The organism is Colwellia sp. BRX8-5 (genome assembly GCF_014077325.1).
GTDB lineage: Bacteria > Pseudomonadota > Gammaproteobacteria > Enterobacterales > Alteromonadaceae > Colwellia_A.
The window spans coordinates 70302-97238 of sequence record NZ_JACGVR010000007.1; the positions used below are offsets into that span (position 1 = coordinate 70302).

General features: G+C 38.7%; 26 protein-coding genes. 18 read left to right on the forward strand and 8 right to left on the reverse strand.

Annotation, left to right across the window (positions count from 1 at the left end):
* Positions 1–13: 13 nt before the first annotated feature.
* The 3 genes from H4J62_RS07115 (at position 14) to H4J62_RS07125 (ending at position 5831) form a co-directional block, all read left to right on the forward strand.
* Complete coding sequence (locus H4J62_RS07115) at positions 14–772, forward strand: TIGR04219 family outer membrane beta-barrel protein (RefSeq protein ID WP_182214726.1); 759 nt, start codon at positions 14–16, stop codon at positions 770–772.
* A gap of 414 nt (positions 773–1186) precedes the next feature.
* On the forward strand, positions 1187–5152 hold the full coding sequence (locus H4J62_RS07120) for a rhombosortase-dependent M36 family metallopeptidase (RefSeq protein WP_182214725.1): 3966 nt from the start codon (positions 1187–1189) through the stop codon (positions 5150–5152).
* A gap of 106 nt (positions 5153–5258) precedes the next feature.
* Positions 5259–5831, forward strand: coding sequence for a hypothetical protein (locus H4J62_RS07125; protein ID WP_182214723.1), 573 nt, complete (start codon positions 5259–5261; stop codon positions 5829–5831).
* Between the two features lie 42 nt (positions 5832–5873).
* Here H4J62_RS07125 and hslO read toward each other — a convergent pair whose 3' ends face one another.
* Positions 5874–6737, reverse strand: coding sequence for an Hsp33 family molecular chaperone HslO (gene hslO / locus H4J62_RS07130; RefSeq protein ID WP_182176457.1), 864 nt, complete (start codon positions 6735–6737; stop codon positions 5874–5876).
* A gap of 2 nt (positions 6738–6739) precedes the next feature.
* Positions 6740–7147 (reverse strand): ribosome-associated heat shock protein Hsp15, encoded by a 408-nt coding sequence (gene hslR, locus H4J62_RS07135; protein ID WP_070374949.1) that lies wholly within the window; start codon positions 7145–7147, stop codon positions 6740–6742.
* 232 nt (positions 7148–7379) lie between these two features.
* Between hslR and gspC the strand changes: the two genes are divergently transcribed.
* The 12 genes from gspC (at position 7380) to H4J62_RS07195 (ending at position 19054) form a co-directional block, all read left to right on the forward strand.
* Positions 7380–8333, forward strand: a complete 954-nt coding sequence (gene gspC, locus H4J62_RS07140) for a type II secretion system protein GspC (RefSeq protein WP_182214722.1) — start codon at positions 7380–7382, stop codon at positions 8331–8333.
* Between the two features lie 110 nt (positions 8334–8443).
* Entirely contained in the window at positions 8444–10516 is a 2073-nt protein-coding gene (gspD, locus tag H4J62_RS07145) for a type II secretion system secretin GspD (RefSeq protein ID WP_259364609.1), read from the forward strand.
* Position 10517: 1 nt separating this feature from the next.
* On the forward strand, positions 10518–12074 hold the full coding sequence (gene gspE, locus H4J62_RS07150) for a type II secretion system ATPase GspE (RefSeq protein WP_182214820.1): 1557 nt from the start codon (positions 10518–10520) through the stop codon (positions 12072–12074).
* 13 nt (positions 12075–12087) lie between these two features.
* Entirely contained in the window at positions 12088–13311 is a 1224-nt protein-coding gene (gene gspF / locus H4J62_RS07155; RefSeq protein ID WP_182214719.1) for a type II secretion system inner membrane protein GspF, read from the forward strand.
* A gap of 22 nt (positions 13312–13333) precedes the next feature.
* Positions 13334–13768 (forward strand): type II secretion system major pseudopilin GspG, encoded by a 435-nt coding sequence (gspG, locus tag H4J62_RS07160; RefSeq protein WP_182214818.1) that lies wholly within the window; start codon positions 13334–13336, stop codon positions 13766–13768.
* An 18-nt stretch (positions 13769–13786) separates the two neighbouring features.
* Positions 13787–14428 (forward strand): type II secretion system minor pseudopilin GspH, encoded by a 642-nt coding sequence (gene gspH / locus H4J62_RS07165; RefSeq protein ID WP_182214718.1) that lies wholly within the window; start codon positions 13787–13789, stop codon positions 14426–14428.
* On the forward strand, positions 14418–14816 hold the full coding sequence (gspI, locus tag H4J62_RS07170) for a type II secretion system minor pseudopilin GspI (protein ID WP_083277946.1): 399 nt from the start codon (positions 14418–14420) through the stop codon (positions 14814–14816). The genes gspH and gspI overlap by 11 nt, the downstream gene beginning before the upstream one ends.
* 11 nt (positions 14817–14827) lie before the next feature.
* Positions 14828–15436 (forward strand): type II secretion system minor pseudopilin GspJ, encoded by a 609-nt coding sequence (gene gspJ, locus H4J62_RS07175; RefSeq protein WP_220465911.1) that lies wholly within the window; start codon positions 14828–14830, stop codon positions 15434–15436.
* 42 nt (positions 15437–15478) lie between these two features.
* Positions 15479–16507 carry a type II secretion system minor pseudopilin GspK gene (gspK, locus tag H4J62_RS07180; protein WP_259364606.1) on the forward strand — a complete coding sequence of 343 codons (1029 nt, stop codon included), beginning with the start codon at positions 15479–15481 and terminating at the stop codon, positions 16505–16507.
* Complete coding sequence (gspL, locus tag H4J62_RS07185) at positions 16507–17841, forward strand: type II secretion system protein GspL (protein WP_182214716.1); 1335 nt, start codon at positions 16507–16509, stop codon at positions 17839–17841. The genes gspK and gspL overlap by 1 nt, the downstream gene beginning before the upstream one ends.
* Complete coding sequence (gene gspM, locus H4J62_RS07190; protein WP_070374943.1) at positions 17841–18311, forward strand: type II secretion system protein GspM; 471 nt, start codon at positions 17841–17843, stop codon at positions 18309–18311. Before gspL ends, gspM begins: the two co-directional genes overlap by 1 nt.
* Positions 18311–19054 carry a type II secretion system protein N gene (locus tag H4J62_RS07195; RefSeq protein WP_182214715.1) on the forward strand — a complete coding sequence of 248 codons (744 nt, stop codon included), beginning with the start codon at positions 18311–18313 and terminating at the stop codon, positions 19052–19054. The genes gspM and H4J62_RS07195 overlap by 1 nt, the downstream gene beginning before the upstream one ends.
* Before the next feature lie 79 nt (positions 19055–19133).
* Here the strand turns inward: H4J62_RS07195 and yrfG are convergent, their stop codons facing one another.
* Complete coding sequence (gene yrfG, locus H4J62_RS07200) at positions 19134–19808, reverse strand: GMP/IMP nucleotidase (RefSeq protein ID WP_182214714.1); 675 nt, start codon at positions 19806–19808, stop codon at positions 19134–19136.
* Between the two features lie 99 nt (positions 19809–19907).
* Here yrfG and nudE point away from each other — a divergent pair, with 99 nt between their 5' ends.
* Genes nudE through H4J62_RS07215 form a run of 3 tightly spaced genes read left to right on the forward strand, consistent with a single transcriptional unit; the run spans position 19908 to position 21929 of the window.
* Entirely contained in the window at positions 19908–20468 is a 561-nt protein-coding gene (gene nudE, locus H4J62_RS07205) for an ADP compounds hydrolase NudE (protein WP_182214712.1), read from the forward strand.
* Between the two features lie 29 nt (positions 20469–20497).
* The gene (gene cysQ / locus H4J62_RS07210) at positions 20498–21322 is read left to right on the forward strand and encodes a 3'(2'),5'-bisphosphate nucleotidase CysQ (protein WP_182214710.1); all 825 of its coding nucleotides are present in this window, start codon (positions 20498–20500) and stop codon (positions 21320–21322) included.
* 28 nt (positions 21323–21350) lie between these two features.
* A complete protein-coding gene (locus H4J62_RS07215) occupies positions 21351–21929 on the forward strand; it encodes a YceI family protein (protein WP_182214708.1) in 579 nt (192 codons plus the stop codon).
* Positions 21930–21975: 46 nt separating this feature from the next.
* Here H4J62_RS07215 and H4J62_RS07220 read toward each other — a convergent pair whose 3' ends face one another.
* The 5 genes from H4J62_RS07220 to H4J62_RS20375 all read right to left on the reverse strand — a co-directional run bounded on the left by H4J62_RS07220 (position 21976) and on the right by H4J62_RS20375 (position 26889).
* Complete coding sequence (locus H4J62_RS07220) at positions 21976–22221, reverse strand: YheU family protein (protein ID WP_182214706.1); 246 nt, start codon at positions 22219–22221, stop codon at positions 21976–21978.
* The gene (locus tag H4J62_RS07225; protein WP_182214704.1) at positions 22218–23201 is read right to left on the reverse strand and encodes a hydrolase; all 984 of its coding nucleotides are present in this window, start codon (positions 23199–23201) and stop codon (positions 22218–22220) included. Before H4J62_RS07225 ends, H4J62_RS07220 begins: the two co-directional genes overlap by 4 nt.
* A 329-nt stretch (positions 23202–23530) precedes the next feature.
* Positions 23531–23941, reverse strand: a complete 411-nt coding sequence (cueR, locus tag H4J62_RS07230) for a Cu(I)-responsive transcriptional regulator (protein ID WP_182214702.1) — start codon at positions 23939–23941, stop codon at positions 23531–23533.
* Between the two features lies 1 nt (position 23942).
* Positions 23943–26318: a heavy metal translocating P-type ATPase gene (locus tag H4J62_RS07235; RefSeq protein ID WP_182214700.1), complete on the reverse strand. Its 2376-nt coding sequence runs from the start codon at positions 26316–26318 to the stop codon at positions 23943–23945.
* Between the two features lie 442 nt (positions 26319–26760).
* Positions 26761–26889 carry a DUF3149 domain-containing protein gene (locus tag H4J62_RS20375; RefSeq protein ID WP_157470907.1) on the reverse strand — a complete coding sequence of 43 codons (129 nt, stop codon included), beginning with the start codon at positions 26887–26889 and terminating at the stop codon, positions 26761–26763.
* Positions 26890–26937 lie beyond the last annotated feature (48 nt).

Sequence of the window (26937 nt, forward strand, 5' to 3'; positions counted from 1 at the left end):
TAAAGGGTTCAACATGAAAAAAACAGCATTAGCATTACTTGTTACCGGGTTACTTTCAACATCAGCAATGGCTGATACTATTGCCGGACTTTATATTGGTGGCTCAATATGGAGTAATGAAGCAACAGGTACTTTTGGTGAACAAACTGGCTTAGTTGATTTTAATTTAGAAGATAAAGAGCAAGGTTCATTTTATATCGCTCTAGAACATCCGATCCCTTTAATCCCCAATCTAATGATAGCCTCAACAACGTTAGATACTGATGGCGCAACAGTTTTGTCGCAGGATTTTGACTTTTCTGGTAAAACATTCGACGCTGGTACCGCTGTCGGTAGCACCTTCGATATTAGTTATATTGACTATACGTTATATTATGAAATTTTTGATAACGGTCTTTTCTCTTTTGATATTGGTTTAACCGGTCGTGATTTTGATGGCGATATTACGGTTGCATCAGCAATTGGTGGTACATCAGTTGAAGGAACATTAGCCGTTACAGAAATCGTACCTATGCTTTATGTTTCAACGATTGTCGGCTTACCCGGCACGAGTTTTAATCTTTTTGCCAATGGTAATTTATTATCGATTGACGATCATACTATATACGACTACCAAGTCGGTTTGAGCTACGAGCTTATTGATAACTTAGCGGTTGATGTAAATTTAACACTTGGCTATAAAGCGGTTAAATTTGAACTTGAAGATTTAGATGATTTGTATACAAACATTGAATTTAAAGGTGCTTTTGCAGGTGTTGTTGTCCACTTTTAAGGTTTTAATTGGACCTGTTTCACAAAGCTGAATTTTTTAACAGATAAAGGCGCTAATTATAAAATTAGCGCCTTTTTTGTTACGAAAAAAGAGTTTATGCCACTCATCTGTTAAATCCACTTAGTGACGTTATGGTAAATTTAGTATAAATAAGTTTCTACTATCCAATCAGTTACTTGCTAGAGATATTATAAATATATGTATTTATCCGTTATTATCCATTATTAAGCGCGACGTTAACGTTTTTGTAACAAGTGGTTGCCTTATAAGCGTTTATTACTTTAACGTAACGTATGCTTTACTTTTTGTTTGTGTTTTTTAAGCTAAATGATTGCTTTATTGTTACATAAATGTAATAAATTACCGTAGAGTCCACTTTAGTGGGTTAATAATAAAATATACTTAGGGAATCGTATGAACTTTAATAAATCAATCATAGCAACATTCGTAGGGTCTGCAATCGCTTCAGCTTCTATGGGAGCTTTAGCTTCAGATGCAAGTACTGTTGTAAAATTTTCCGTACCATCTGTATCAAATCAAGTAGCTTCAGTAAGTGGCATGAGCAATCAATATGATGCTCAATTAGGTCAAAATACTTTTCAGTGGGCAAATGTTAAAAATAAAGCCCCTAATATCGGTGCTATTTCATCGGAACATCAAGTTGCCTACGCCTCTGAATTCTATTTAAATCAACTTACAGGTATTTCTACTGTAAAAAAATCAGGTGTACAAGCCGTATTAGCAAGTGTGCATGATAAAGGTGTTGGCGCGAAAATAGCAAAATACAAACAAGAAGTTAATGGCGTAGAAGTTTTCAATCGTGAATATAATATCATGATGGATGCTGAGTTTAACTTAGTTGCTTCATCTGGTTATTTAGCAAATAAAGCATCAAGCCAAAGACTTAAAAGTGATTTGTATTTAAACGCTTTTGGAAGCCCTGTTGAAGCCATTAAAGCAGCTTTTACTGATTTATCTGGTGACTCAAGTAATATTAATCTTTCTGTAAAAGAAACCGCTGGTAAATATACTAAATTTAACGTTTCAAATAGTGAAAAAGCACTAGGTGAACCACGCGCAAAACAAGTTTTCTTCGAACAGAAAGGTCAGCTTATACCTGCATATTATGTTGAAGTTGAATCTGCATTGGCAGACAGTGTAGATTCAGAATATTTTAGTTATGTTATCTCTGCTAATAACGGCAAAGTTTTGTTTAAAAACGATCTTTCCAGCCACGCTGATAACTTTAATTATCGTGTATACGCTGATGAAGATACTAAAAAACCTTGGGATAGCCCTCATGGAAATGTAATTCCAGCAGTTAGCGCAGACACTCCAGACGCCACTGCTTATTTAGATGCCCCAATGCTTTCATTAGTTTCTGCGGGAATAAGTACTGGTGATGCATGGTTAGCTGATGATGCAACAACAACAGATGGTAATAATGTAAAAGCTTATGTAGATGCTATCGCACCTGATGGATTTACTAATGGTGATATAATCGCCGAATTAACAAGCACTAATACATTTGATTATAAATACGATACAGATTTAGTTGAAAATTCAATTCATAATAGAAAAGCTGCAACAGTTAATTTATTTTACTTAAATAACTATTTGCATGATGATTTTTACGATCATGGTTTTGATGAAGCATCTGGTAATGCCCAGAATTTTAACTATGAACGTGGTGGTGTTGAAGGGGATGCACTCCTAGCTGAAGTTCAGGATAACTCTGGCTTCAATAATGCGAATATGTCGACTCCTGCTGATGGTGGTTCGCCACGCATGCAAATGTACTTATTTGACAGCAAAGATGCAGTAAATGGCACTGATTACGGTGTAACTGTGACATCTCATGACGATATCGGTCTAGCTGGCGTTTCAAAACGTTCGTCGTTCGGTCAAGGTCAATTCAATATTGCTGGCAGTGTAGTTCGTATTGATGATGCAATGGATGTGATTACTGATGGTTGTCAAGCGGCTGCAAACCCTGATGCGTTAATGGGAAAAATAGCGATTATTGATCGCGGCACTTGTAACTTCACTGTAAAAGTTAAAAATGCACAAGATGTAGGTGCTATTGCCGTTATTGTCGTGAATAATGTTGACGATGGTGCGACTCCATCTATGGGCGGAAGTGATGATGCAGTAACAATTCCTAATATGGGGATTAATTTTGCAACAGGCGCAGCAATTTACGCTAAATTAACTGCTGCTGAAGATGTTACTATCTCTATGTTTAATAATAAGCCTTATAAAGGTAGTTCATTTGATAATGGTATTGTGGCTCACGAATGGGGTCACTACATCAGTAACCGTTTAGTTGGTAACGGTTCAGGATTAAGTAATAACCAAGGTCGCTCTATGGGCGAAGGTTGGGGTGACTTCCATGCGTTGTTGTTATTGTCTGACGCTGACGATGCAATGATTGCAGGCAATGAAATGTTTGGTACTGCATATTCTGCTACATCATATGTTGCAAATTTCCAAACAGGAATCCGTAACTACCCATACTCTACAGATATGGAAATTAACCCACTCACCTTTGACAATGTTACTTTAGGTAATGGTGTATTTGAGTTTCCAGAGGGTACAGCAGAAGTACATGACGCAGGTGAACCTTGGGCAGCAATGTTATGGGATTCATATGTAGCATTAATCAACGATGAACGTCATACTTTTGCAGAAGCAAAAAGTTTGATGAAAGACTACTTGGTTGGTGGTTACAAAATGACACCAGTTGCACCAACATATACGGAAGCACGTGATGCCGTTCTTGCTGCAGCTTATGCTAATGATCCAGCGGATTACGATCTTATCTTAGCTGCATTCGCTCGAAGAGGCATGGGATTAGGTGCTGTATCTCCAGCCCGTGATTCTATAGACCATACTGGCGTAGTAGAATCTTACGACGTTAAGTACTCTGAATTTGCTATTACTTCTCATACATTAAACTCAAATTATGAAGGACTTACTTCAGGTTATTGTTCTAATGACAACATTTTAGATAAAGGTGAAACAGGTACAGTAAGCTTTACTATCCAAAATAGAGGTAGTGAAATTTATACTGATGTAGTTGCTAAAATTGAAGTTGTTGGTGATCATGACATTACTTTAGCAAATGAGGGCATGACGACTTTTGCTCGTTTAAATCCAACTGAGTTTTCTACTAGTGTCCCTATTGAACTAGTACTAAATGATGCGATGATGTCTGATTCAATCGAATTAAAAGTCACATTCCCTGAACTTGAAGACGATGTTTCAAATGAATACTCATTTACGGCAACCGTTAATTATGATTTTGCAGATCGTGCACCAGTAAGTAGTTCATCAACAGATACCATGGAAGATATTTCATTATTTAAGAACTGGACTGAAAATGTAATGACAGGCGGAGAATTCGCAGTCGGAACACAGTCATTTGATAATGGCGGTAATATTCCTTTCTTTGCTAGTTTTGGTTTCGATTTAGGCGAACAAACAATGGTTTTGGGCAATAATAGCTTTCAATCAGACGTTGCAGTAGAAACTAAAGCAATTCAAGTTGGCTATGCTGGTAACTTTGAAATGAGTTTTTGGCACTTTTATGGCTTAGAAGAAGGCTGGGATGGTGGTGTTGTTGAGATCAGTGTAAATGGCGGTGACTGGGCAGACGTTACTGAAATGGGCGGAAGATTTGATGTTGGTTATACAGTTACTCTGGATGATGATGATAATGAAGTAGCAGTAGAGCTAGTATCACAAGATTCCCAAGCATTATCTGGACGTCCAGTATTCACTGGTCGAAATAATGATGTTACTTGGGGCAACATGGAACGTGTTAACTTTGGTACAACATTAAACGGAAGTGAAGTTAAACTAAGATTCCGCGTTGGTACTGATTCATATGCAAATGATTTTGGTTGGTGGATTGATAATGTTCAATTTAGTAACATTACATCATCAGTATATTCAGACCTAGTTGCAGGTGATAGTGTTGCTTGTGATAACCGTGCACCGATTGTAACAGCCGTTACTGATGTAGAGCGAATTGTTAGAGAAGGTATCTCTGTTAGCATGAGTGTTGAAGCTACAGATCCTAATGGTGATGCATTAACATACAGCTGGGAACAAACCTCTGGTCCAACAGTGACATTAGCGGGCTCAAACACAGCAGCTATATCTTTCACTTCTCCTAGTATTGAATCTGGTAGTGAAACACTAACATTTGTAGCAAGTGTTAATGATGGTACTGTCGATGCTACACAGAGTTTCTCTGTAGTGGTTAATGATATGCCTAGTATGGTTCCAGCTAGGAAAGATTCTAGCGGTGGTTCAACTGGCTTATTAGCCTTCTTGCTATTACCTTTAGCGTTATTACGTCGCCGTAAAAAGTAAGTAGTAACAACAAGTAAAAATAAAGCTGATTGGTCATTCAATCAGCTTTTTTTATAACTAAACGTTTATCACTTAATTATGACTGGAAATAAAAAAGGAAGTAAATATGCGTAACCTTAGTGTCATCGCCCTTAGTGTAACTTTTTTAATGGCTTGTTCAGATAAAAGAGAAGTCGTACAGCCACTAGAAAAAAAAACCAGCGATAAAGAAGCTGCTTCTTTAAAGCCAAACACATCAGTTGCTACAACTAATGAAACACTTGCACGGGCCACTAGTAGCGGTTTAAGTGAACGTAATGGAAGTTTACAAAATAACAACGTTTTTAAAAAACTGACAAATTCAGAAAATAAATACTTAATGCTCAACGAACAGAAATTTGAATTACAAGCAGATAAGCTGACTAATGGCGCTAAAGTTGTTAATTTATTAATGTCAGAAACGGGCACGGTAAAGGGCACTTTTGTGGTTATCGTTAACAACTTAGCCAGCCTAACAAGCTATGACAATACCGCAAATATTAATAAAATAGCTAAAAGTACCTATCGATTAACGCCAAAAGAGGGTGTCGATCTCTTAAGTTATTATAAATCACTTGTAGCAGCAAAACAGTTTGAGCGCGTAGAAATAGAAATAGATTACAGTGGTAAAGTGGGTCGCCCATTAGCAGAAGAGCGCTAAAAGGCGAACAGGTAGAATTAAGACGTTAAGTCTGAGGGTAAACTAGTGCTTGGGCTCATGAATAAAGTGTGCAAGTTTTGGTTCATCAAACTTATACGTTGTTAAACAATATTCACAAGTCATCGATACGCAACCTTGCTCTTCTATAATGCTTATCAATTCGCTTGGTGAAACTTGAGAAATAGCCGTTAAACATTTTTCCTCAGAACAACTGCATTGATAATTAACCGATTGAGGTTCAAATAAACGAACCTCTTCTTGATGATACAAACGATACAATAAGTCTTCAGCGTCTAGTGAAAAAATCTCATCTGCTTTTATTGTATTGGTTAGTTGGCACAAGTGTTCGAAATCACTAAGCTGAGTTTCCTTGCTATCACTATCAGGGAGCAGTTGTATTAAGCTACCAGCAACTTGAGTATTATCAGCATTATTAAATAACCAAATTTTTGTGGGTATTTGTTCAGAAACTTCAAAGTAGTGTGCTAAACAATCAGCTAAATTATCTTTATCTAGTGCAACAACTCCTTGGTAAGGTTCGCCTTTTTCAGGACGTATAGTAATAACCATCGTACCTTTACCTATTAGTTCTTTTAAGCCTATACCAGCAGTTGGCTCAGCTAAACGAGCTATGCCACGCATATTTTGTTTATCGTCACCATTAACTGACATATAGCTAATGGGGCCATCGCCCTGTAATTGAACGGTAATTTCGCCCTCAAACTTTAAAGTAGCTGTAAGCAAGCAAGTGGCGGCAACTAATTCACCTAACAAGGCTTGCACGCCGGGAGGGTATTCATGCAAAGCGATAATTTCTTGATAAGCTTTAGTCAGTTGTACAAGCTCTCCACGAGCATGCTTACCATCAAATAAGTAGCGATTTAAAACATCAGTTTTAACAGTCACAGTTAGATCCTTTCTTTAAATTGTATTAATTGTCGACGTTGTTTCTTATCGGGTTTGGTATCACTAGCGGGGCTAAGTAAAGTGCCTTGTTTACGTGCTAAGGCATTTTTTTCACGAGTGGTAATACTGTTGGGTGTTTCTTGGTAAAGAGTTTGCGCAAAACTCGCATCTCGACGTTTATCTGCCAGCGCCACAACAATAATTTCTCGTTCTTCATAACTCTGGCGTAAGACAACTTTATCTCCTAAAGCAACGACTTTACCCGACTTTGTTCGTTGACCATTATAGAACACTTTACCACCATCAATCATTTGTTTGGCAATGGCACGTGTTTTGTAAAAACGAGCAGCCCATAACCACTTATCGAGACGGGTTGAAGTGTTTTCAGTGAGAGGTGAATTATGTTTCATCTACTTACCATCTTCCTATAAATATATGTCGCGGCGAAAATATCATAATTGCTTATAATGTCTAGTCTTTTAACTAAGTGTATCGCTGAACTGGCAATATTAGTTTGCACATAACAGCACTAAATTGTTAATAAATATTTTAATCATCATCTTACCCTTGTTGATAATGTCTAGCTCAAGTACTATCACGGTATAATAATGAAAATTAATTTAAATTTCTATAAAGATAACCATGCAATTACCTTCAAATTTTTCTAGTGTAGTCGACTTCTCTTCACAATTACCTCAGCAAAAAATAGCTAAGGTGATCAGTGTATTTTTGTTAGCTTACATCGCGTATGTTTTTGCACAAATCACTTGGCTTGTTGCGCCAAGTGGCCAATATCATGCATCTTCAAATGTTAGCGTAAAAGTAGCAATACAGAACACTGAAAAAGCTGATATCAGTTTAACAAATTTAAAAACATTGAACTTATTTGGCTTATATACAGACAGTATAGATACAATTGAAACGGTTGAAGTGGAAAGTGCACCTCAAACACAGTTACGTTTAACGCTATCAGGGGCAGTAGCAAGTGATGACAAAACTACGTCTGCGGCGGTCATTGAAAACGCTGGTAAGCAAGACACCTATAGTCCTGGTGAAACCATTACCGGAACACGTGCCGTGCTCGATAGTGTCTTTCGTGATCGAGTGCTTTTAAAGCATGCCGGAAAACTTGAAACATTGATGCTTGATGGATTTGATTACAATGAAAAAATACAACAAAACGTGGTAAATAAATCGGCAATATCTCCGGCTAAAACTCGAGAATTAAATAGTCGACTAACATCACCTAATGTTATTGATCAAAGAACAAATAAGATGTTGAGTAAAAGTGCAGAGTCATTTAAAGACGAAATTAATACCGACCCAAGTAAAATTACTGATTATTTAAAAATATCGCCAAAACGTAAAAGTGGCAAAATAGTAGGCTACAGATTGTTGCCGGGTAAAAACGCAGATTTTTTTCAAAATTCAGGGCTGAAATCTGGTGATATCGCGATTCAAATGAATGGTTATGATTTAACGGTGCCAAGCGAAGCCGCACAGGCACTTGCTGCATTAAAACAAGATAAAGAAGTATCACTATTAATCGATCGTAATGGTGAATTGAACGAAATATTATTTAGTATCGGTGGTTAATACCTTTACTGACCAAAATTGAGAATTAAGTTATGAAAAATTTTTCCTTGCGCAAGACTCTTCGCGCCCCTTGGTATAAAGGATTGTTAGCAACAGGTTTAACTGTTGTGATGATGAATACTTTATTATTTAGTGCTGATATACATGCGGCTAAGTACTCGCCAAACTTTAAAGGTACTGAAATTGACGAATTCATTAATATAGTCGGTAAAAACCTGAAAAAAACCATGATCGTTGACCCTAACGTTCGAGGTAAAGTGACATTACGTACCCAAGATCAACTTACCGAAAAACAATATTATCAAGTGTTCTTAAATGTGCTTGAAGTCTATGGTTTTTCTGCTGTTGAAATGGATAATAATGTTGTAAAAGTTATTCGTAATAAAGACGCTAAAACTTCATCAATACCGGTTGTTGGTAACGAAAACCCTGGTGTGGGTGATGAAATGGTGACACGAGTTGTTGAAGTTAAAAATGTCACAGTACGTGAATTAACCCCTTTACTTCGTCAACTTTCAGATCAAGCCGGTGGCGGTAACGTGGTCAATTATGATCCCGCTAATGTCATCATGCTAACGGGTACTGCTGCGGTTGTTAATCGTTTAGTCAATATTATTGAGCGTGTCGACAAAGCTGGCGATCAAGACGTACAAATTATTAAACTGCAATATGCATCGGCGGCAGAAATGGTGCGTATTGTTGAAGCCATGCATAAATCTGATCAAGGAAAATCTGGTACGCCAACCTTCCTTATCCCTAAAATAGTTGCTGATGAGCGCACCAATAGTGTAATTGTTAGCGGTGAATCTCAAGCCCGTTCGCGTGTCGCTAAGTTAATTTCCCGCTTAGACAGTGAATTAGAAACCAATGGTAATACCCGTGTTTACTATTTGAAATACTCAAAAGCCGAAGACTTAGTCAAAGTACTTGAAGGGGTCAGTAAATCAATTGAAGCCGAAAACGCTGGCGCACAAACGAGTAAACAAAGCAGTAAAAAACGTAATGTCAGCATTGACGCTCATGAAGACACCAATACCTTGGTTATTACCGCTCAGCAAGACATGTTACGTTCACTTGAGGAAGTCATCCGCAAATTAGACGTTCGTCGTGCACAAGTGCTTGTTGAAGCGATAATCGTCGAAGTTTTTGAAAGTGATGGTATTAGTTTAGGTGTGCAATGGTTCAGCGAAGATGGTGGTTTTACCCAGTTCAATAATGGTCCTGCGCCTATAAGTGCTGTAGCAGCGGCTGCTGAGGCAGCTCAATCAACACCAGGTACTAAAGGTTCTACCGTTACTTCTGAAAATGGTGCCACAACGATTAACCCTAATCAAGACGATATTAAAGGAGACTATTCATTAGCCGCAACCTTACTCGGTTCAGTTAGCGGTGGTATGTTTGGTATTATGAAAAATGGCTGGGGCGCAATCATACAAGCGGTGAGTAATGACACTAATTCCAATATCCTTGCTACGCCAAGTATCACTACACTCGATAATGAAGAAGCGCACTTTTTAGTTGGACAAGAAATTCCTATTCTTACTGGCTCTACTGCCGGTAGCAATAACGGTAATCCATTTCAAACCGTTGAACGCCAAGAAGTTGGTATAAAACTAACCGTTACCCCACAAGTGAATGAGGGCAGTGGTGTGCAGTTAACCATAGAGCAAGAAGTCTCTTCGGTGAGTGGCGCTACAGGGGTAGATATTTCTATCAACAAACGCGAAATTAAAACGGTAGTGATGGCCGATTCTGGCGCAACCGTGGTACTGGGTGGCTTGATTGATGAAGACGTTCAAGAAAGTGAACAAAAAGTACCTTTATTAGGTGACATACCTTTTATTGGGCACTTATTTAAATCAACAACAACATCAACGCGTAAACGTAATTTAATGGTATTTATTCGCCCAACGATTATTCGTGATGGCAAGTTGATGAATGAAATTAGTAAAGAAAAGTATAACTATATTCGTGCGACTGAAATACGTAAGCAAGAAGAAGGTTTGTCATTAATGAGCGATGAAAAAATGCCATTGTTACCTGAATGGAATGACCAACTGACCTTACCTCCTTCATTCGATGAATACATGAAAGAAAGTCAGTCTAAAGACTCTAGCTTATTACCGCCTGTCGTTAAAAGCGAGGGTGATGACTCATCAACTTCAGACCAAAAAGACCAATAATATGGCTGATATTGAAAAGAGAGAAGACATCGACAGCGTAGTGACTTTAAATGTTGCAGGTAATGGTCAAGAGGCAGAAGAAGTAAAAGTGCAGATCAGCCGTTTGCCTTTTAATTTTGCCAAACGTCATCATGTACTCATTAGTAAAAGTAACGACCAATACACCTTACATTGCTTAGCCAATGTTAAAAGTGCGGCAGTATTAGAAGTGCGTAGGGTCTTAAAAAGCCCCTTTGCTATTGAATTTCATTCGTTAGATGAATTTGAACAGTTATTAACTATTTCATACCAACGAGACTCTTCAGAAGCTCAACAGATGATGGAAGATATTGGCAACGAAGTTGACTTGTATTCTCTCGCTGACGAGATGACAGAAACAGAAGATCTGCTAGAAAATGAAGATGATGCGCCAATCATCAAATTGATCAATGCGATGTTGAGTGAAGCAATAAAAGAAAATGCTTCTGATATTCATATTGAAACTTTTGAATTAGCGCTACAAATTCGTTTTCGTGTTGATGGCGTTTTACGTGAAGTATTAAAGCCTAATCGTAAACTTGCTTCATTATTAGTTTCTCGTATCAAGGTTATGGCAAAACTTGACATTGCTGAAAAACGCATACCACAAGATGGTCGTATTTCTTTGCGCATTGCCGGTCGTGCTGTTGATGTACGTGTTTCAACAATGCCAACGGGCCATGGTGAGCGTGTGGTACTTCGTTTACTTGATAAGAACTCGGTTCGTCTCGATTTAGAAGATTTAGGCATGACACTTGCCAACCGAATAAAGTTTTCAAAACTCATCGAAAAACCCCATGGTATTATTTTAGTTACGGGTCCTACGGGATCGGGTAAAAGTACCACGCTTTATGCGGGACTGAGCCAAATCGATTCGAAAGAGCGTAACGTTTTAACGGTTGAAGATCCCATCGAGTACGCCATTGAAGGTATTGGACAAACGCAAGTTAATACCAAAGTTGATATGACCTTTGCTCGCGGGTTACGGGCGATACTTCGCCAAGATCCCGATGTTGTTATGGTTGGTGAAATACGCGATTTAGAAACCGCTCAAATTGGCGTGCAAGCGAGTTTAACCGGTCACTTAGTGATGTCGACATTGCATACTAACAGTGCCGCTGGTGCCATTACTCGTATGGAAGATATGGGCGTAGAGTCATTTTTACTCTCATCGAGTCTCTTGGGAGTCTTAGCACAACGACTCGTGAGAACATTGTGCCCGCATTGTAAAGAAAGCCATTTACCTGATGGCCCAGAGCTAAAATTACTTGAGTTACCTCAAGACAACACCCAGCATATTTATCGCGCAGTTGGTTGTAGTGAATGTAGCCAAAAGGGCTATAAAGGACGTATGGGTATTCATGAACTTATTGTTGTCGACGATAAAGTACGCGAGCTTATTCATAATGGTAAGGGTGAGCAGGCTATTGAAAAGTTTATTCGCCAAAATACGCCAAGCATACGCCGTGACGGCTTTGATAAAGTGTTGACCGGACAAACGACACTCGAAGAAGTTTTGCGTGTTACCAAAGAAGATTAACTAGAGTTTTATTATGGCAGCTTTTGATTATCAAGCAGTAAATAGCCGTGGTAAAACGGTAAAGGGTGTTATCGAAGGTGATACACCCAGACAAGCGCGTGGCTTATTACGTGACAAAGGCTTAATGCCCACTGAAGTAACGCCAAGCTTACAAAAAACTAAGCAAGCCGCGAATAAATCACGGTTTGGCGGACGAACAAAAGTATCTGTTGCTGAACTTGCTTTAATCACACGTCAGTTGGCAACATTAGTCGAGTCGGGTTTACCGATTGAAGAATCTTTGCTTGCCGTTGGCGAACAATGTGAAAAAAACAGCATGAAAAGTATGATCATGGCGGTGCGAACAAAAGTAACCGAAGGTTATGGTTTAGCGGAGAGTATGGCCGAGTTTCCGCATGTCTTTAGTCACTTATACCGAGCAATGGTTGCAGCGGGTGAAAAATCCGGTTTCTTAGATACGGTTTTAAACCGCTTAGCCGATTACACCGAGCAACGGGAACACTTACGTTCACAAATCATTCAAGCGCTTATTTATCCCGTTATTATGACGGTCGTAGCCATAGGCGTTATCGCAATACTGTTAACGGCGGTAGTCCCTAAAATTGTTGGCCAGTTTGATCACATGGGCGCAAACTTACCTGCAACGACTCAGTTTTTAATTAGTACCAGTGATTTTTTAAGAGATAATGGTTTGTATATCCTTATTTTGATTGCCTTACTGATTGGTGGCTTTAATCATTTAATGAAAAAGGCCAGCTTCAAGTTTGCTTTTCATCGCAAGGTGATTAGTTTTCCAGGGCTGGGCAAAATTATTCGTGGTATTAATACCGCTCGGTTTGCTCGTACCTTAAGTATTTTAACCGCCAGTGCTGTTCCTTTGCTGGAAAGCATGAAAATATCAGGTGAAGTTTTAGAAAATTTATACATTAAGCAATGCGTTAAAGAGTCGGCCGATAAAGTGCGCGAAGGCGCGAGTTTACGAGTTTCTTTAGAGCAAACGAAATTATTTCCACCGATGATGCTTCATATGATTGCTAGTGGTGAAAAAAGTGGCAAGTTAGAACATATGCTTGGTCGATCAGCAGACAACCAAGACAGGGAGTTTGAAGCGTTGATGAATATATCGCTAAAAGCTTTTGAACCCGCCTTGATGATCGCTATGGCCGGTATCGTTCTTTTTATAGTTATGGCTATTTTACAGCCAATTCTTCAGTTAAATACCTTAGTAGGAGGTTAATGTGCACAAAAAAATTCAACCAATGAAAGTGAAAAATAAACAACGTGGCTTTACTTTATTGGAAGTGATGGTTGTTATTGTTATTTTAGGTTTGTTAGGCAGTGTTGTTGTCCAAAACTTGATGGGCAATATGGATACCGCAAAACTTCAAAAATCAGTACAAGATATTAATGCATTAGAAACGTCGTTAAGTATGTACAAAATGGATAACTATAACTACCCAACGACTGAACAAGGCTTAGAAGCTTTAGTTGAAGAAACTGACGTTGAACCTTTACCGCGTCGTTTTCCAAACGGGGGTTATGTTAAACGTTTACCTGACGATCCATGGGGCAACGCCTATCAACTATTAAATCCAGGCGAAAATGGTGATATTGATATTTTTACCATGGGACCCGACGGTGAACCTGGTACAGAAGACGATATTGGCAACTGGAACCTTGGCGACTACCAGTAGTTTTGGTGAACTCTTAATATGAAGCATTATTCCAAAAACAGCACAGTAGTTAACGGTTTCACTTTAATTGAAGTGATGTTGGTTATTGTGCTGGTGGGTTTAATGGTTTCGGTCGTTCAGTTTAGTGCTTCAGGTGATAAAGCCGAAGAAACACTTGAACTCTCGAGTAAACGTTTTGCTGGCGTTTTTAATATTGCTGCTGAATATGGCATGCTAAATAATATTGAATTAGGCTTAGTTATTGGCAAAAAAGGTTATCAGTTTTTAGGGTACGACGGTATAACGTGGTCGGATATCTCTGATAATGAATTATTCAGTCGCTATAAATTACCTGAAGGTGTTGAGTTGATTTTACAACTTGATGACTTGCCAATTGAAGAACCACAATTATTTGATACTGAAGTATTTAATGAGTTGCAAGCGGCTAATAAAGAGAACGACTTAGATGAAGACGTAGGTAAAGATGATGACGGTAATAATATAGAAAAAAAAATACTTATTCCCCAAATTTACATACTCTCAGGCGGTGAAATAACACCGTTTAGTCTGCGTTTTCAATTCGTTAAAAATAATTACACTGAAGCAAAGCTTTATTTTAAGGCGACCGGCTTATACACCACACCGATAACCGTTGAAGGGCCACTCTTTGATGATGAATAAGGTGAAACGGGTCATTAAAACGGCTTCATTAGGCTTCACTTTAATTGAAGTCATGTTAGCGATGGCTATTTTTTCAATCGCGGGTATTGCGTTGTTAAGTGCAGCAGACAATAACTTTAAGAATTTAAGTCATTTAGAAAATAAAGTATTAGCCAATTGGGTGGCCTCAAATCAATTAGTTGCGATGACATTAGACCCAACATGGCCACCAAAAAACAATAAAAAAGGCACCGTAGAAATGGCTGGCCAAGAATGGTTTTGGCTACAAAAAGTGCTTAAAACAGAAAATAAGAATATGCGTGCTATAACGATTGAAATTCGTAATAAAGAAGATGAAAAGTTAGCGATCACTAGTATGGTTACCTATATCTCAAAGAGCCAGCCGTAGTGAAGATTTGCTTGAATAAGCCAACGAATAATGGCTTTACCTTGTTAGAAGTTTTAATAGCTATCGCTATTTTTTCAATGATCAGCATGAGTAGTTTCACTATTTTTAATACGGTATTAAAAGGTAATGAGTCATCTAAAATTCGTACCGAACGCGTTAATGAATTACAGCGAGGCTTTTTACTTATCGAGCGTGATTTACTGCAAATTGCTAAACGCAGTATTCGATTAAATGGCGAAGCTCCCCAGCAAGATTTTTTATATACTGACAGCAATAGTTTTTCAAATGGCGAAAGTACCTTAGCTTTTGTTCGCAACGGATGGACAAATCCAGGTCTACTATTACCGCGTAGCAATATGCAATCAGTCGCTTATCAATTAAATGAGGGAACCTTTGAGCGACTTCATTTTAATTTTGTTGACGCTATCCAAGGGCAAGAGCCTAAAAGAAGAAAGTTAATCACCGAGATTGAAGCGCTAAATTTTGAGTTTTTTTATGACAAAAAATGGCAAAAACAAATTATAAATAAAAGTTTACCTCGAGCGATTGCTGTTGAGCTAATAACTAAAGATTATGGGCTTATAAGACGAGAATTTTTAGTGGCGGGTGATGATGTCTAAATTTAAAGCCTACGTATTGTGCTGTTCGTTATGGGAGGTCTAATGAAGAACTCTCAGTGCCGTACTGATATGAGTAAGTCGACCGCTAAAAAAGTGACCGGTGTGGCGTTAATTACTGTTTTGCTTATCGTCGCGTTAGCCGCCGTATTAGCCACACAGATGACTGCGCGCTTGCAGTTGCAGATGCAACGTACTAATAATGTTACGCTAAATCAGCAGGCTTATTGGTATGCGATGGGCGCAGAAGCGTTTGCAAAAAGAATATTAATCAATGTTTTTAAAGATGAAAAAGACGTAACGCATTTAGAACAAATTTGGGCTCAAGGCGAAACAAGTTATCCTGTTGACTTTGGACAAATTACCGGCGAAATTTTTGATATGCAAGCCTGTTTTAATTTAAATGCTTTAAGGCCTGATGATAATGCTACTCCTACGGGCACTCAAAGGCGCCCAATAGAAGACGCTTTCCAAAAATTAATTATGTCGCTTAATGTTGAAGGTGTTAGTCAGTTTGATGCTGAATACATGACCGATGCATTGGTTGACTGGCTTGATCAAAACAGCGCTATAGCCAGTGCTGGTGGTGCTGAAGATAATGATTACTCTGCAAAAGAGTTTCCTTATTTACCCGCTAATTATTATTTGGCCAGTATTACCGAACTACGCTTAATTGAACACTTTACTGTGCCGGTTATTAATAAATTAAAAGAGTATGCTTGCGTAATACCTAATAATAATCTTCATAAAATGAATATAAACACCATAAGAAGCGACCAACCTGAATTGTTGGAGGCTTTTTTAGGTATTCCTTTAGCGGATGCAGAAAATGCCTTGGCTAGCCGAGAGGGTGCTGGTTTTAAAACACGAGATGAGTTTTTTAATTTAGCCGATATATCAAAACATACAAAAATAACCAATGATCAAAAAGAGCAGTTCGATGTTGTTAGCCATTATTTTAAACTAAAAAGTATCGCTAGTTTTAATGACAGCTACTTCGCGTTGAGCACTTTAATGAAAGTTGAAAGCAATAATAATATCTCCGTAGTGAGTCGTACCATAGGACGAGAGTAATGACCGAAAAGTTATATATCCGATTAGGTACTAACGCAAAAGACGTAGTGCACTGGGTAATATTTAGTGACGATCAAGAAGGCATCATTGCCAGTGGTGAACTCCCCAATGCCAATGCGTTAGAGCAATTAGCTGAGAAAGCCAAACAACGTGAAGTCATTACGTTTGTGCCAGCCAGTGATATCAGTTTGAAAAGTTTAACGGTACCCAGTAAATCTTCAAAAGCGATGCGCTTAGCTGTGCCGTATATGCTTGAAGATGAATTAGCACAAGATGTTGAAGAGTTATTTTTCGCTTATAGTGATATCAAAATTGTCGGTAGTGCACACAATTGCTTTGTTGCAATTATCGAATCTGCTCAGTTGGCATTATGGCAAGGGTGGTTAAAAAGTGCAGATATTACCTGTAAAAAAATCATCCCAGATGTACTTGCAATGCCACTGACTAATGAAGTGAATGTTGGTAGTGCAATTGTCTTAGGTGAGCAAATACTGATACGCCAAGGACAATGGCAAGGGATCACCATAGACAGCAACACTTGGCCGTTAATTAGTCAGTCACTTAGCGGTACTCAAACAGTAGAGAAAATTAGCAGTGAGCAAAAATCAGTAGCGGACAATGATAGCAATAATGACGTACCCAACAGTTTCTCATTAAATGCTTATTCAATATTACCTGAAACCATCGCTACACTGACCATCAATGCGATGCCAGAAGAGCTGCCTTTGGCGTTATTAGCCGCTACATATAATCATGAAAAAGCGGGTAAGTTCAATTTACTACAGGGTGACTTCAAAGTTAAAGAACAGCGCTCACCCGTGCTAAAAAGTTGGTTTTTGGCCGCAGGTATTGCCATGTTCGCTTTATTGCTTAATGTCGGTATTAAAGGTGCCGAATTAATACAGCTTCATAGTCAACAGGCTGAAATTGAACAGCAAATCATTAGTACCTATAAAAAGGCTTTTCCAAAAACTAAGCGAGTTCGAGTCTCAACTATTCGCTCCCAACTTAAGCAGAAACTCAAAGAAGTAGGAGGGGCTAGTGGAGAAAGTGGCTTTTTAGCTATCTTAACTCAAGTGCAACCAGCGTTAGCTTTAGTGCCTGAAATAAAACCCCAAACGTTGAAGTTTGATGGTAAGCGCAACGAGATTCGTATGCAGGCAATTGCTAGTGATTATCAGTATTTTGATAAGTTAAAAATCGCTCTTGAAGAGAGTAATCTGACGGTATCTATGGGCGCGCAAAATAATCAAGGTGATCAAATTTCTGGCTCATTCAGCATAACCAGTAATGATGATAATCAGCAATCAACAAACACAAGTAAGGGGCGATAATGAAAACGTGGTGGCAACAATTAAAAAGCTCTGAGCAACGACTCGTTGCTATGATGAGCTTTGTTGTAGTGCTGTTTTTATTTTACAGCGCAGTGTGGCAACCATTGGTTACTAATACTGATAAAACTCAACAAAAAATCATGCGCCAACAAGCGCTTTATACCTGGGTGCAAGAAAATACCCTGCGCTATCAACAGTCACAAAAAAGAGTGGCATCATCAGCCAGCAATGCCAGCCTTTCTAGTATTGTTAACAGCAGTGCCGGTCGTAATAATATTTCGATAGCTCGCTTGCAACCTCAAGGTGAAGACTTACAAGTATGGATTGATGAAGTCCCCTTTACACAGTTACTTAGTTGGCTTGAATTTTTAGCCAATAATGAAGGTTTATTAGTGAAAAGTATTGATTTAAGTAAAGCCGATCGCAACGGTGTTGTTAGAGTTCGTCGCTTACAATTAGGAAAAGGTTAATGAAAAAGTGGTTTGCTTACGGAGCAATGTTCTTTAGTTTATATTTGATTTTTTTAATTGCAACTATGCCTGCAGCTTGGGTGGTTAGCTTTATTAATTTACCAAAAAACAGCCAAGTATCTCAACTTTCTGGCACAGTGTGGCAAAGTTATGCAAAACAAGTCCGCATTGATAATGTCGACATTAACAATGTCAGTAGTGAGTTAAGTTTCCTCTCATTATTGATGCTTGACCCGACAATTAAGTTAACTTTTGGCGGTGCCTTAGTCAGTGGACCAGAAGGTAGGTTGACAGCAAGCCAATTGCTTAAGCAGATAAAAATTACTAATGTTGATATCACAGTAGCTGCACAACAAATTACGGAAAAGCTTAATCTAGCTATCCCGATGCAAGCCCACAACCTTATTGAACTCAGTGTTGATGAATTTATACTCGGCAAGCCTGTATGTCAGCAAATGAAGGGCTTAATAAAATGGAACAAGGCAGCTATCACCGCATTATCAGAAAAAGCAAATTTAGGTACGTTATCTGCTGAGTTGGCTTGTGAAAAAGGGGCGCTTGCGTTTATCATTGCCCCTGAAAACGATCTTGGACTCACGTTTACCGCTTATCTGCATAATACCAATAGAGCTTCTGGAAATGGTTATTTAAAGCCAGGTGCGAACTTCCCTGAAAAATTAAAGCCACTGCTGTCCTTTATTGGCAAAGCTGATAACCAAGGGCGCTATCGATTGAATTTTTAAGCCATTTAATACGGTGATTAATCGTTACTTAGGCTAAACCTATTTCATCCTGGCTTTACGTCAGGATGAATAATAGCCATTACTTAATGGGATATTTCTTTATTTCATCAATTAATGTTCTAAAGTCTGATGTAGATGGGTAATCGTTAACAATATGTGGCGTTTTCTGACTATCTGGGTTTTCAACCGCTAATAAATGTTCAAAACCATAGCGTTGAGCCGATGCTAAAATATTGATACTATCATCAACAAACAAAGTATTCTCTAGGCTAAAACCTTGTTTCTCTTGAAGACGTTGCCATAATAATTGTGATTCTTTGGTAACACCAAATTCATGCGTAGAATATAAAACATCAAAATATTTATCGAGTTGCGTGCGTTCAATCTTAAGCAACAAGCTATCTGGGTGAGCATTAGTAACCAGTATTATTTCTCGTCCACTCTCTCGTAGTGCCACCATAAAATCATGAGCATCATCGCGTAAGTTAATTAAGTGTTGTACTTCACGTTTTAATGCTTGAATCGGTAATTGGGTTTGTTCAGCCCAGTAGTCTAAACAGTACCAGTCAATGGTCCCAGCAACTCTTTCATAGTGGCTTGCTAAGTTTTCTTTTGCTTGCTCAAGTGAAATCTTTGCATGCTCACTGTAACGTAGTGGTAAATGATGGAGCCAGAAATGGTTGTCAAAATGTAAATCTAAAATCGTTCCATCCATATCTAAAAGTACGGTAGAAATTTTTGACCAATTAAGCATATTATTTTTCCTAAGAGCGATTAATTATTAATTATATCTAAAGTTAACGTGCTATTCTAAAACTATATTATTAATATTTTACTCTTAGGTTTAGCTACCATGAGCAATAGTTTAACACTTCCCAAAGTCACTCAACGTAAGCAAGTTGCCAAGAGTCGCTTGTTTGCTATAGAACAAGTAGATCTCACCTTCAGTAACGGCGTAGAGCGAGAATATGAACGCATGCAAGGCTACGGTCGAGGCGCTGTATTAATTGTACCTATGTTAGACGATGAAACGTTTTTATTAGTACGCGAGTATTGTGCTGGCACCCATACATATGAGCTTGGCTTCCCGAAAGGACTTATTGATGAAGGCGAAAGTGCAGAGCATGCTGCTAATCGTGAGTTAAAAGAAGAAGTCGGCTATGGGGCGAATAAATTCACCCATGTGCATCGAGTCGCAACAGCACCGGCTTTTTTCTCTGCCTCAATGGAAATATTTCTTGCTGAAAGTTTATATGCAGAAAAACTCCCCGGTGATGAACCTGAAGAGCTAGAAGTTGTCTCATGGAAACTTGCCGACTATCAATCATTACTTGCCCAACCTGACTTTAATGAAGCAAGAAGCATAGCTGCTCTAATGCTGGTAAAAGATTTAGTTAAGAATATTTTAAAATAACACTCAAAAGAAAAAGTAAGTGAAGATTAATGAACAATGAAACGTTACTCGCCATCGCGATAGAAAGTGCAAAAAAAGCAGGCCTAGAAGTTACTAAGCATTACAAGTCGGGCAATTACACGTCAGAAATTAAAGAAGATAATAGCCCCGTTACTAGTGCTGACTATGCGGCTAACGATGTATTGATGCAAGAGCTGTCACGCTTGGCACCTGGCATTCCTATTATTTCTGAAGAAGTTGGTGCATTAGCGCTTAATCAAAGAAAAAATTGGTCACGATATTGGCTACTCGACCCTATTGATGGGACAGGTGAGTTTATTAAAGGCAGTGGCGATTTTGCTGTTAATGTCGCTTTGGTGGAAAATGGCTGGCCAAGTATTGGTGTTATTCACGCACCAGATCACCAACTTACCTACTATGGACAAAATAAGCTTGGCGCTTTTAAAGAAAGCCATACCGGTAGCCAGCAAATTCATGTCGCTAAATATGATGGCAAACGAAAAATCAAAGTGGCGGTAAGCCGCCGACAAGAGCTCAGCCTAATGGGGCAATACCTTAACAACGAAAACTTTGCTTTTGAATATGTGGCATTAGGCAGTTGCTCACTGAAAAACTGTCTAATTGCTGAAGGTGGTGCAGATTGTTACTTACGTATTGGTCCTACAGGTGAGTGGGATACAGGAGCGAGTCATTGTATTATCGAACAAGCGGGAGGCTCAATAATTGATAGTGAGTTTTTACCGTTAACTTATAATCAACGGGAAGGATTAATGAATCCTGACTTTATGACTTTAGGTGCGAGTAATATTCCGTGGCAAAGTATTGTGACCCCTCATCGAGCGCGACGCTCTTAATTTTTATTTTATTTTCAAAGGACCTATTATGCGTATTATATCTACTTTTATTTTAAGCCTTTCACTCCTGCTTACGGCACCAGCCTATAGTGCTTGGCAGTTGGACTCTAAAAATTCATCGTTAACTTTTGTGTCGATTAAAAAAGGCACTGTGGCTGAAAGTCATAGCTTTAAAGAATTTACGGGTGTTATCAACAATAGCGGCCTGGCAAATGTGACCATTGACCTAAGCAGTGTTGACACCAATATTGCGATACGTGATCAAAGAATGGCGGAGTTTCTCTTTGAAACAGCAACTTTTGCACAAGCGAGCTTTAGTGCGCAACTTAATCGTGTAGATATTGATGCGATAACTATCGGTTCAAGTCAGAAAATGTCACTTACGGGTAGCCTGAATTTACATGGTCACCAGCAAGAACTTACATTGAATGTTATGGTGGCTAAGCTATCAGCAAATCATATGTTAGTGAGCACCTTAAAGCCGGCTATCATTAAGGCCGAAGACTTTGCTTTAGTGGCAGGCATTAATAAATTAAAATCATTAGCAAATCTACCAAGCATTGCTTATGCCGTGCCGGTAAGTTTTGTATTAGCTTTCACTCAATAGCAAATGAGAAACGAACATCCATAGGGTGTTCGTTGTTATAAAATAACTATTGCGTTTGTTCTTGTTCGTTTTGTTGTTGTTCAAACTGATCAATGGGTAAAATATTTACCGTATCATGAAGCTCTGAATAAACTAAAAACGCACTACCATCAGCAAGTTGTATTTTTACTTGCGCCACTTTTTCGGACAAAGACACATCGTCCGCACCATATTCGGTACCTTCACGTAAAACAAACTCTCGAATAATACCTGTTAACGTATCGGGTTGTAGATCTTTGTAGGGGATTATCATAGGTAGCTCTCTAAAAAATTTGGAACACGATGTTCTAGCCAAAACTTTGGTCTTAAGGGATTATTACCATTGATAAAGCCAACATGCCCCCCTTTTTTACTGACCTCAAAACATATGTTACTGGGAATACTGCTAATATCACGGGTATTTTCATCACATAAGAAAGGGTCGTCATTTGAATGAATAATTAAGCAGGGTTGTTTAATTTTATCCAAAATAAAACGTCCACTTGCCTGATGATAATAATCTTCAGCGCTCTCAAAACCGTTAATAGGGGCTGTCACCAGTTGATCGAATTGCCAAATGGTCTTAATTTCATCGAGCTTATGGGCCAGTCTTTGCGATAGCGGAGCAGAGAGTAGATTACTGTCCATTTTATCCTTAATACTGTCTTTGAGCATGCCCACTAGATATTTCTGATATATACGCGAAAAGCCTTTGTTAATCCGCTTGCTACAACTGGCCAAATGTAAAGGGGCACAAATGATTGCAGCGGCTTGATAAGGATTATTAGGTTCTTTTGCTAAATAGCGCGCTAGTACATTACCTCCTAAAGAAAAGCCAATAATTGTCATTGGAAGCTGTGGATATTTTTTCTTTAAAAATTGCGTTAAATAACTAATATCATCAGTATCGCCACTATGATACGAACGAGCTTTTCTATTGACTCGTCCACTACAGCCCCTAAAATGCATGAGCACTCCGATCCACTGTTTCTCTTTAATAGCCGATAACATTCCTTTAGCATAATGACTGTTAACTGAACCTTCTAAACCATGAAGAACAACTACTAAAGGACGAGTTTCATTAAGTTTAGGTTTATCGGTCCATGCTAAATCAATAAAGTCGCCATCAGGTAACTCCACTGTTTCATTGCAAGTTTCTAGCTGTTTTCTAGATCTTAAAAATTTTGCAATAATAGTTTGGCAATGAGGATTGTGTAGCCACCAAGCTGGAGTGAATTGACTTTGAGTAAACATTTAAAGTTATAGTGGTCTGTTGTGGTTTATCAGTTTTATTATTGTATGTGAATTGAAAATAAATAGATATTTTTAGGCTAAAAAAAAGCTTACAAGGCTAAACGCCATCATAAACTTGTTGTCTTATATTCGTTGATTAATGAGTATACATTTTCATCATTTTCTTCATGTGATTTGTTTTGACGCTCAATTACATTGAGCGTAGAGGAAGATTGATTAATAGATAAGTTAATAAGCACACCTCAGTATTTAAGATTAATTGTGCAGATAATGCATGACAATCAACATAGACAAGTGCTGTTAGTATAACAAAAAACAATTATCCTTCGTTATTCAGATGAAAGTTGAGCTAAACCTTCTAAAATAGGGCAGTCAGGGTTATCGTCACCATCACATTGATCAGCTAGTTTTTGTAATATTGCTCTCATTTGCTCTAGCTCCAATATTTTTTCATTTATCTCCTGTAAATGACTCACCGCTAGTTGCTTCACGTGCCGACTTTCTCTATCAGTATCGAGCCAGAACTTGAGCAGTGACTGAATCTCAATCATGGAAAAACCTAAGTTTCTAGAACGACGGATGAACCCCAATTGTTGTATGTGTGCTTGGTTATAAAGTCGATAACCTGCATCTGTACGACTCGTTTTTTTTAATACGCCAATTTCTTCATAGTATCGGATCATTTTGGCCGACACCCCTGTTAAGTTAGAGGCTTTACCTATGGTGACAAGTTTCGCCATGTTATTTCTCCTTAAGAGTCCAACGTTGCAATAACAATGCGTTACTGACGACAAATAAGCTACTAAATGCCATCGCAGCTCCGGCAATAATAGGGTCAAGATACCCAAAGGCTGCTAGTGGAATTCCCACAGCATTAAAGATAAATGCCCAAAAAAGGTTTTGCTGTATTTTACGATAAGTTAGCCTTGCAATGATCAATGCCGTGGGTACTAGGCTTGGTTTACTGCGCATTAACGTGAAAGAAGCTGCGCTAACGGCAACATCAGTACCAGACGCCATTGCCATACCCAAATCTGCTTGGGCTAGCGCTGGCGCATCATTAATGCCATCACCAACCATAGCAACCTGATAACCTTGCTCTTGATATTGCAGAATATATTTTGCTTTATCTGCAGGCAACACCTCAGCTTTAAAATCGTCTAACTGTAATTCTGTCGCTACCGATGTTGCACTCGCTTGATTGTCACCGGTAAGCATAGCAACCTTTATACCTTGTTGTTGCAGTAGCTTCACAGCCTGCAGCGCATCAGACTTCAATTTATCACTAAAACAAAACAGCCCAAGTAATGTGATCTTATCTTGCTGCTGACTAGCCAACCAAGAAACAGAGGCACCTGGTATTTTTATGTGTTCGGTTGGAAGTTTTACCCCTAACTCCTGCATCCAATGACTACTGCCCATCAAGACTAAATTGTCACCAATGTTGCCTTTGACACCATAACCCGCGACAACTTGAAATTCAGCGACAGGTATTGGTTGTGTTTCGCTGGCTAATGCTTTTTCAACCACAGCTTTGCCTAATGGGTGCTCACTATTTATTTGTAAGGAATAGGCCAGCTGCAATACTGCTTCTTCACTACCACTGATGACCCTCATCTCATTTACAACGGGTTTGCCTTGGGTCAAGGTGCCTGTTTTATCAAATACCACTAAATTTATTTCTTTTGCCTGCTCTAACGCCACTGCATCTTTAACCAATACGCCTAATCTGGCAGCGGTTCCTGTACCTGCCATTATGGCTGCTGGAGTTGCTAAACCAAGTGCACATGGACAGGCAATCACTAAAACGGCTACCGCATTGAGAATGCCATTGGTCCAGTCATCAAATACTAAACCCAACACCAATAAGGTGGTAAGTGCGACCAATAACACCACAGGAATGAAGATACTACTGACTTTATCTACTATTGCTTGTACGGGAGCTTTTGCACCTTGGGCTTGCTCTACTAATTCAATAATTTTAGATAAAGTAGATTCGCTACCAACATTCGTGGCAAGGATCTCCAAAATACCGTCCAAATTAAGTGAGCCACCCGTGACAACGTCACCTTCTTTTTTACTTAACGGAATTGATTCACCACTAATTAACGCCTCATCCAGATGACTCTGGCCCTGCAAAATTTCACCGTCAACAGGGATGCTTTCGCCCGGTATTACTTTAACTTTTTCACCTGATTTTACTGATGAAGCGGCCACTTTTTGCCATTTACCTAAGCGCTGCACTGTTGCCTCAACAGGTTTCAAATTTTCCAATGCTCTAAGTGCATCAGTTGTTCGGCGTTTTGCTTTGTGTTCTAAATATTTACCCAGCAGAACCAAGGTTATTACTGCGCTACTACTTTCAAAATACAAGTGCGGCATGCCATGAGCGCTATTAAAGCTCCACCACAAATACAAAGATAGTCCGTAGGCTGCACTGGTACCTATGGAGACAAGAAGATCCATGTTGCCCATGCCAGCTTTTAATGCTCCCCAGCCTGCACGATAAAAGCGAGCGCCAAAATAGAACTGTACTGGCGTAGCTAATAGCCATTGCCAAACTGGCGGTAACATCCACTGTTGGGAAAACAACATGCCTAACATGGGTAACACCAGTGGCAAGGTAAGTAGGCCTGCTCCCAATACGGGCCAACATGCTTTAGTATAAAAAGGCTGATGTTGGCTGGGCTTTTCTATCACGCTGTCATTGTTCAACGGGATAAAAAGGTAACCGGCTTGTGTCACGGCTTGGGTTAGTTGTTCATCCGTTACAAAGGATAAAGTTTTTACTTGTACGTGCTCGGTGGCTAAATTGACCGATGCATCGACCACACCGGTTACTTTTAACAATGCCTGTTCGACCCGCGTCACACAAGAGGAGCAACTCATCTTTCCAATACCAAATTGCTTTACCTTTACGGGCACTTGATAACCAGCCTCAATAACAGCGGTAATTAATTCACTATGACTGGCAGTGCCTTGAATAGTAGCCGTATCTGTAGCTAGGTTAACGGTAACATCTGTCACGCCAACCACTTTGTGTAAGGCCTTTTCAACACGACCGACACATGAAGCACAGGTCATACCGTCAATTATAAATTGTGTAGTTATATTCATAAGCTTCTCATCTTAATTGAATTGTAGAACTAAGTTGAGGTTAAAGCTTACCACGGTAGTAGGGTCAACTGTTTTAGTATAAAAAGTGTTATAAGTAACAATTTATAATTTAACGGTGAACACCGTATTTTAAGGAGGAGTACAATAATCTTAATGACTGCTTTTTTAGATCAGCGATACCTGAGGTTAAATCTTTAATGTCTATATTCGTATCAAACAGTAAAATATACGCCTGCAAAATTTTAGGTTGCTAAAGACTCCTCTTTGGCAGCTATTGCCCTTAGGGTTATATTGTAGAAATTAACTACTTCAACGTTTAATTAAATTTTTTGAAAGATATTTTCGGTGCTTAAACGTAATAATTGCAGTTGCTGACTTTATTTAACGGTTTCCACCTTAATTTAGAAGGTTGCAACTTTAATCAACTTCTACAGGTTTTTACCTAATTATTTTCATTGATGTTTTTAAGAAAATAATAAACATAAAAAGCACCAATACCTAAAAGAATTGCTAATCCGCCAAAAGAATAAAGTACAACGGGATCATTAATAATCATATCGAAAAAGTTCATAATAGACTCCATAAAAATAATTGAGTTATAACAAAAATGGCTATAACG